Source organism: Candidatus Synechococcus spongiarum SH4 (genome assembly GCF_000586015.1).
Lineage (GTDB): Bacteria > Cyanobacteriota > Cyanobacteriia > PCC-6307 > Cyanobiaceae > Synechococcus_B > Synechococcus_B spongiarum_F.
Map to the genome: position 1 here is coordinate 1 of NZ_JENA01000073.1, position 7,315 is coordinate 7,315.

7 protein-coding genes and 1 pseudogene are annotated in these 7,315 nt (G+C 60.7%); 1 reads left to right on the plus strand and 7 read right to left on the minus strand.

Going from position 1 to position 7,315, the window contains the following annotated elements; all coding sequences use genetic code 11:
• Nucleotides 1–663, minus strand: a pseudogene (locus tag BG35_RS13625) (ferredoxin-NADP reductase); the annotation flags it as partial.
• Between the two features lie 127 nt (nt 664–790).
• Here BG35_RS13625 and BG35_RS0104760 point away from each other — a divergent pair.
• On the plus strand, nt 791–1,648 hold the full coding sequence (locus BG35_RS0104760; RefSeq protein WP_201768408.1) for a M48 family metallopeptidase: 858 nt from the start codon (nt 791–793) through the stop codon (nt 1,646–1,648).
• 40 nt (nt 1,649–1,688) lie between these two features.
• Here BG35_RS0104760 and BG35_RS13630 read toward each other — a convergent pair whose 3' ends face one another.
• The 6 genes from BG35_RS13630 to BG35_RS13040 form a co-directional block, all read right to left on the minus strand.
• Nucleotides 1,689–1,922: a GtrA family protein gene (locus BG35_RS13630; protein WP_071994786.1), complete on the minus strand. Its 234-nt coding sequence runs from the start codon at nt 1,920–1,922 to the stop codon at nt 1,689–1,691.
• Complete coding sequence (locus tag BG35_RS10325; protein ID WP_051506146.1) at nt 1,886–2,659, minus strand: glycosyltransferase; 774 nt, start codon at nt 2,657–2,659, stop codon at nt 1,886–1,888. The genes BG35_RS13630 and BG35_RS10325 overlap by 37 nt, the downstream gene beginning before the upstream one ends.
• A 63-nt stretch (nt 2,660–2,722) precedes the next feature.
• Nucleotides 2,723–3,613 (minus strand): hypothetical protein, encoded by an 891-nt coding sequence (locus tag BG35_RS0104770; protein WP_236619784.1) that lies wholly within the window; start codon nt 3,611–3,613, stop codon nt 2,723–2,725.
• Between the two features lie 96 nt (nt 3,614–3,709).
• Nucleotides 3,710–4,405, minus strand: coding sequence for a hypothetical protein (locus tag BG35_RS12670; protein ID WP_152535172.1), 696 nt, complete (start codon nt 4,403–4,405; stop codon nt 3,710–3,712).
• 274 nt (nt 4,406–4,679) lie between these two features.
• Nucleotides 4,680–6,917 (minus strand): autotransporter outer membrane beta-barrel domain-containing protein, encoded by a 2,238-nt coding sequence (locus BG35_RS0104780; protein WP_025781933.1) that lies wholly within the window; start codon nt 6,915–6,917, stop codon nt 4,680–4,682.
• Nucleotides 6,895–7,315: hypothetical protein (locus BG35_RS13040; RefSeq protein WP_025781934.1), on the minus strand; the 421-nt coding region annotated here is incomplete at its 5' end. The genes BG35_RS13040 and BG35_RS0104780, both read right to left, overlap by 23 nt.

Sequence of the window (7,315 nt, forward strand, 5' to 3'; positions counted from 1 at the left end):
TGCGCCAGGGGCGATGTCGCAGAGGAACGTGGAGCAGACGCCGTTGATGACTTCCCCGTCCTTCTCGTATTGCAGTTGACGGACGCAGAGGGAGACCGTATTGCCGGCCAGGTTGTCCCCATGGCGGGTGCTGGCAATGGAGTAGAGGCGGATTTTGTGGGGCTTGCCGTTATCCGCCAGGCCGTCGGGGATGATGCCGATGGACTGACCTTCCACGTAGCGCAGGTCGCCACCGGAGAGGTCCATGGTGACGTGGTTCACCCGGCCGATGGCCCCCTCCTTGAGCAGGCTGTCGTTGCTGATCACCTTGCCGACAAAAGGGGTCTTGGGTTTGTACAGATTGACCGGCACGTCCCCGTGGCCGGCCTTGGCGGGAGCCTTCCTGGCCGCCTTGGCCGCCGGGGCCGGCTGGGCGGGGGCCGGAGCGCTGGCGCCGCTGGGCGGGGTTGGCTCGGGGTTGGCTGCGGTGCTGGTCAGGCCGTTGGAGACCCGGAGAATTCTGGCCCCGGAGCGCAGCAGCCGACCATAGGTGGACTGCAACCGGCTGAGGGGAACCATGAAACGACGGATGCCGGCAGTGGGGAGGGAGGATCCGGAAAAGTCCTGGATGGTGATGATCATCATCCGGCTGGGGCCGGAACTGGCAGCGGACAGCACATGCATGGCGGATGGTTGGGAACTGATCCCCGCTGATAAACGGGGCGGAATGCTGGCTTTAAAGGGCGCCAGGGTCGAGTCCAGGCACCAGCCTAATATGCTTCCCTGCCATCGGGCTATCCTTTCATCAGCAGTGGAAGGGCCGGGAGTGACGGGGAGGAGATTCCAAGACCATATCCGGGCCTGGGCCCGCTGGCTTCTCGTTGCGGCGCTGCTGACGGGCTGCAGCACCAGCCCCACGGGCCGGCAGCAGTTCATGCTGGTGTCCCCCGATGCCGCCATCTCCATGGCGCAAACCGCCTACATGGACACCTTGCGGCAGTTTGCCCGCCGTGGAAAGCTGATGAACGATCCGCTGCTGGCGGAGCGCATGGGGCGGGTCACGGGTCGGTTGGCGACTGTGGCTATCCAGGAGTATCCCCACACAGCCGATTGGGAGTGGAGCGTTGCCCTGGTGGACGATGCCGATGTCATCAATGCCTGGGCCATGGCGGGGGGCCGCATGGCCGTTTTCCGGGGGCTCATCGAGAAGCTGCGTCTCAGCGACGATGAAATCGCCCACATCATGGGCCATGAAATTGCCCACGCCCTGGCCAATCACCAAGCGGAAACCATGTCCATGGCTGTGGCGCAGGGTCTGGTCGTCTCTGTGGTGGACCGGAACACGGAGAAGGATTCTCAAGCCGCGCCCATTACCAACGCCGTGGCCAACATTGCCCTCACCCTCCCCAACAGCCGCAGCGCCGAAGAGGAGGCGGACAGTCTGGGCATGAGGATTGCCACCAAAGCCGGCTACGATCCGCAGGCGGCGGTGACCCTGTGGCGGAAAATGACCCAACACGGCGGATCAAGGTCGCCGGAATTCCTCAGCACCCATCCGGATCCGGCCAGCCGCATGAGGGCACTGTCCGCCCTGGTGGATGATGTTCAGCATCTTCGACCTGCAGTGCCGCCCGCGCCCCACAGGGTGCGGATCTACATGCAGCAATGAAAGCGGGAACAACGAGGAAAGGTGCGGGGACAGAATGGCTTCAGTAGGGCGCGTTCCACACCACTCGGGAAGACGCGGCGTACTTCCAGATAAAATCAACAACGATTCCGGCAAAGACCGCCACAATCCCCAGGCTCTCTTCCCTCATGTTGCCGTAGACGGCGGTGGAAACGCCAATGTTGGCAATCAGACCCAGAGAGCACACCATCAGGAACTTGACCAGGCCAATGAGTAGAGCTATACTCCGTAACCGGCGCGTGCGGAAGGTGAGCATATTGTTGACCAGATAGTTGCAGCTTGCACCATAACAACCGCCACGATCTGACTGGATAGAAAGCTCCAGTCCGTAATCCTGAGAATGAAGAAGATGCTGGCATGAATCGCCATTCCTGCCATGCCCACCAGTCCGAAGCTGATGGCGCGCCTGGGCAGGATGCGACCCGTGGCCGTATGGAGAAGCGCCACCAACCAGTCCCGGATGACGGCCTGGTCCAGCTTGGAGTTGCCCGCCTGGCGGGGACGAAAGTTCAAGGGTGCCTCGCCCACCTTGAATGTGCCCTTGCTCACCGACAACAGTTCATAGAGAAATTTGAATCCTGCCAGGTTCACCCGCCGAATTGCGGCACGGGTGGTGGCCAGGCGCAACACCATGAAGCCACTCATCGGGTCGTTCAGGCCCCCATAGACTGGGGGCAGACTCCGTCGCGCCAGCCAGTTGGCGCCCTCTGAACCGGATTGGCGTTTTGCCGAAAGCCCGGCAATCCTCCGGGGTCTACCCGCATCCGCAGGAAAGCGGCTGCCAACAACCAGGTCCAATCCCTGCTGTTCCAGCAACGTCACCGCAGTGTGGATGACGTCCGGGTCGTGCTGGCCATCGGCATCCATCACCGCCGCCAACTCGCCGCTGGCCAAGAGCAGTCCGTCGCGGATGGCGCTGGACAGGCCGGAGCGATCACAGCGCAGCAACAAATGCACCCCGGGATCCTCACGGCCGAGTTGCAGCGGGGCCAACGGCTTCCACCTCGTTGTAGGTGGCCAGCACCACGCTGAGAGTCCCTTGTTGCATGGCGGAATTCAGGAACGGCGCTGGAATATATGATACTTGCTGCCTGGTATGCCCCATTCTTCGGTGGAATCTTGCCAGACACCGTCTGACGCAGCCAGGCAATTCTGCAAGATGGCGAGAGAAGCCTTGCCTTCCGACCAGACGATGATGTCCGTAGGCTGAGAAAGAAGTTGATGGCAGCGCTCAAGCGGACTTGTGGCAATGCCCATGCGTTGGGTGGCTGCTGATGAGCTGAGGGAAACTGCAGGGTCAAATATCCAGGCGCGATGGATGCCCTTGACAGGCATGGGCTGCTGAAGTCTCCAGTGGAACGATGGATCACCTGGAGCGAAAAAGTGTTGCCCTGGTGGGAGAGAATGCAAACGTTGATAGACGATCTCCTGGGCTTGGGTGTCTGCGGAATTCTCTCTGGGCAAAAACAAGGTGCCTAGAAAGCGGACAGGTTCCACAACAACAAGATTGAAAACGATAAAGCTGCCCACGATTATCCCAATCCACGTAAAGCCAACCCGCAGTGCATAGGGTGGACGGATCTGGGCAAGACCTTGGGGAATCCAGGCAAAGAGGAGCGTGATGGGAACAGCTTCCAGAAGTATGTAGTGTGACCAGAAGTGGGTTTTGAGGTAAGAGAGCCAGAGCCCCAGAATGAAGCTGCTGCTGAGTAGAGGGATCCAGATGGCTGCAGCCCAGCTACGAGGATCCCTTGATGGAGACTTGTATAGATTAAGGAACAGCAGGATAGGAATGGGCAAAAGCGGCAAGCCATAGAAGGGGAAATCGACAAAGTGCCGTTCCCAGTACATGGCCTTCAAAAGCTCCGGCAATCGGAGATGATGGCGAATATGACTCCTTTCGGAGTTCCACTGATGAAGAAGATCCCAGCCACCTGCTTTTAGCAAGGCCAGACCGTCGTGGTGAAGAAGATAGGGCAGAATGAAAGGAAGACTAAGCAGCACAGCACCCAGGGCGATCCTGCCTACGGCGCCACCCTCCCGTTATCCCAGACGCTTCTGCAGACAACGGACAATGAGCCAGACGAGACCACAGCACCCCACTGAGACCAGTAGATTGGGCCTTGTCTGAATTGCCCAGGCAAGGCTGCCGCCTGCCAGAAATTGCCACACCACAACCTGCCGGGGCTGTTCGGGGTTCACCCTGAAAGACTTCAAGAACAACCACAGGGCCAACACCAGAAAGCCGTTGGCAAACAGGTGGAGATGGCCGGAAAGACCACCAGGATGTGTTAGACTCAAACACAGCAGGAGTGTGCTGCACAACACCATCCATGGGCGACCGGTTTGCCTGCTCAGAAAACCAAGCCGTTGTAGAGATCGCAGACAGCGATAGAACAGCAATGCTGTTACTGTAGTCACTGCAAACGTGACGAGACGGTGGCCAAAGATGCTTCCACTGAGAAAAGAGGGAATATAGAGATACTGAACAATTGGAAATTTTGAATTGTAATGATCAATGAATAGTAAATTTCCCTCCAGAAGTCTCCATGCCGTATACAGGAAAGTATCAATATCATGATCATATGATCCGTGGTTGAGGGAGACCCTGACCAGTCTAAGCAGTAGACCAACGGCAAGGGCGAGGCCAAGTAGCCAGGCCCACCATGCAGCCGGTGGCGAGTCTGAAGTTCCCAGAGGTTTTGCAATCGATTTGAGGGAGCGAATGAGAGACACCATGACGCTGAGACGGCAGAGCAGAAATATGGTACAAAACTCCTTTCCAGCCAGGGCACACCATCCACAGCCCAGCGCTTGGCGAATGGCCCTGGGCAGAACCAACCGACCCTTGGAGGACACAATTGTTGTGAGCTTTTTTGGCGGGTATCGTCCGGCGCGGGGCATGGGGACCGAACCGCCCACTCCCCACCTGACCGACCCCAGTTCCGGATCAGCGCCCCAGGAAGGCGTGGTTTCCCATCAAACCCCGCCCCCTATTGGTATGAGCGGTGATTCAGAAGAGGAGGGAGAAGTCAAGTTTGAGGGAGTGTCGGGTTGGGGAGGAGGAGCGGTATTCCTGCCGTTCACCCTCCAGGGAAATCTCCCACGGTTCGGTCTGCCCCTGTTGGGAATAGGCGGCCAGAGACCAGAGGAGGCCGTAGCTCCTGCTCTCCAGGGAGAAGGCCACTGTCACCCCTGGGGAGAGGGTGAGGCGGTTGTTGTGGAAGGGGAGGCCGTAGGCCAGTTGTGCCTCGAAGTGCTGCCCGCTGGTGCCCAGTGCAGCCAACCCCTCCAGGACGACGGGATTGAGCAGGGCATCCATGCCCCCCGAGGCGCTGGCGCCCATGGTGTGACCCATGGAGAGGGAAGGGCCACGGTCGGATGGGGACGGGTCCCAGGCGAAGGAGACGGCCAGGCCCTGCTCCCGGAACTCCTCCTCCGTGTGGGTGAGCAGGGTGCGCCCCTGCAACGCGGCGCTGATGCCACGCTGGGGAGCCGTCCAGGAGAGGCCGGCGCCCAGCTCCAGACCGAAGCCGGTCTCGGCATCACCGCCGTCTTGGCGGATGCCGATCTCCATGGCGGGCAGCAGTGCGCCGTCGTTGGCCAAGTGTACCGGCCTTGTGGCCTCCAGCCCCAGCCGCAGCCGCGAGATACTGGCTTCCGAAGACTTCAGACCCACAATCCCCTCCGAGGTGGTCTCCACCAGGAGGGCATCGGCCGTGGTGGTGAGGGTGAGGCCGTCACTGCCACCGTCCAGCAGGACCCCCTCCAACCCCACCGCACCCATGGCCAGGTTGGTGGTGGTGTTCAATTCCTCCCCGCCATTCCTTTGCTTCAGGGTGAGATCTCCCCAGCCGTAGCCACCTATGGCCCATACACCCAGCCGGGACGTGAGGGCATAGCGGCCATAGGGGAACAGCCCCAGCAGGGTGGTGCTGATGCTGCCGTCATCCCCGTCATCCCCCTCCCCTTCATAGCCGCCACTGCCCCAGGAGTGGGACAGGGCGGCGCCAGCCAGCCAGCGCTCCGTGCTCCACTCCGCTCCCAACAGGGCGGTGCTCACGTCACCGTCCAGAGAGATCGCATCCTCCCTGGCGCTGAAGGAGGTGATGGCGCCCTGACCCCAGAAGGCTAACCCGGCCCCTCCTGTTCCGCCTGTCCCCGCGCCAGCGGCTGCCGCTGTCTGGGGGGAGAAGCTGAAGGAAGAGTCCGCCACCAACTGCTCACCGCTCACACTCTCGAACCCCAGCAGCTTCCTCAACGCCCCTTCATTCTCCTCTAACGGCACACTACTGAGGTGCTGCCCGGCAACAGTGAGGTCCAGACCAACGGCTGGCGCCGCCTTGAATCGTCCCTTCACCCCATCCACCACCTGTTGAGATACCGTGCGGCCAAAACGACCCAGCCACGCAGCAGGCATGGGATCGCTGTTGCGGATCGTTCCTATCCCCACCCCGTCGGCGATCTCCACATCATCCGCAAAGTAAATCCTATCGATGTACAACTCGAAGGTCTCCCCGTCGTCGTCATGGGCGTCGTCCAGTGTGCTCACCAATACCGTATTCTCCGTATCCCCAGGACGGAACGATATCACGGCATAGGTCTGTCCGTCACTAACATAGTTTCCGTCACTACGGATACGGAAGTCCTGACCTTGACGGGCTGATACCGGGCTGCTCTCCCTCGTGCGCACCAACACCACCATCCCACCCTTGCCGGTATCAGGATAGGGACGAGACAGGCTGATGGTGAACTCCAATGCCTCCCCCTCTTCACCACTGGCATCAGATACCGAGAGCATGGACTTGGTGGATATATCATCATCCGCCACCGTCACACTGGCAGTGGCAACACTGCCCACCGTATAACCCGTCCCGGCAGTGACCGTTGCCGCAATAGCGCCGTCCGCCTCGTCCACGTCATCATCCTCCGTTGCCACGGTGAAGTCCACCGTCCCACCCGTCCCGATAGTCACCGTGCGGGCACCCGTTGCGCCAGCACTGGCGAAGCTGCCCCTCTCCGTTACACTCACCCCCACCTGAATGTCACTGGCCGGGGCAGGACTGGCCGTCAGCGTGAAGACCACCTCTCCGCCCTCCGTCACAGAAGAGCCACCACTAATGCTCACCGTTGGTTCCACTGACGGTTGCACTGACGGCTGGGCAGCAGCTTCCAACGCCTCCAACGCCGTCAATGCCGTCGCCACCGGCTCCCACCGCGTCCAGCCCTTATCCGCATAGGTCTGCGCCACTTTGGGGAGGTGCTGGCGCGGGGTCTTGCGTCCAGCCCTTATCCGCATAGGTCTGCGCCTCAGTGGCGGTCATGGGGGTGAGATCGGTAAAGGCGGCATCCTTCTCCCCCAATGCCTTCAATACCCGCTGCCAGCGCTTCACGTGCTCCTCCCCGTTGCCCGTCTCCCCTGCATAGCCCCGTACAGTGGCAATCAGGTCGGCATAGGCGGCATAGGGATTGGCATCCTCCACCTGCTGCTCTTCCGTGGTCACGTCGTCATCCGTGATGGCGACTGTCTGGGAAGACAGCGCACCCACGGTGTAGCCCGCACCAGCCTCCAAGGTGAGCGTCACCGAACCGTCATCCTCGTCCACTTCGTCGTCCGTGGTGGGTAGCGTCAGGGTGAAGGGAATCTCT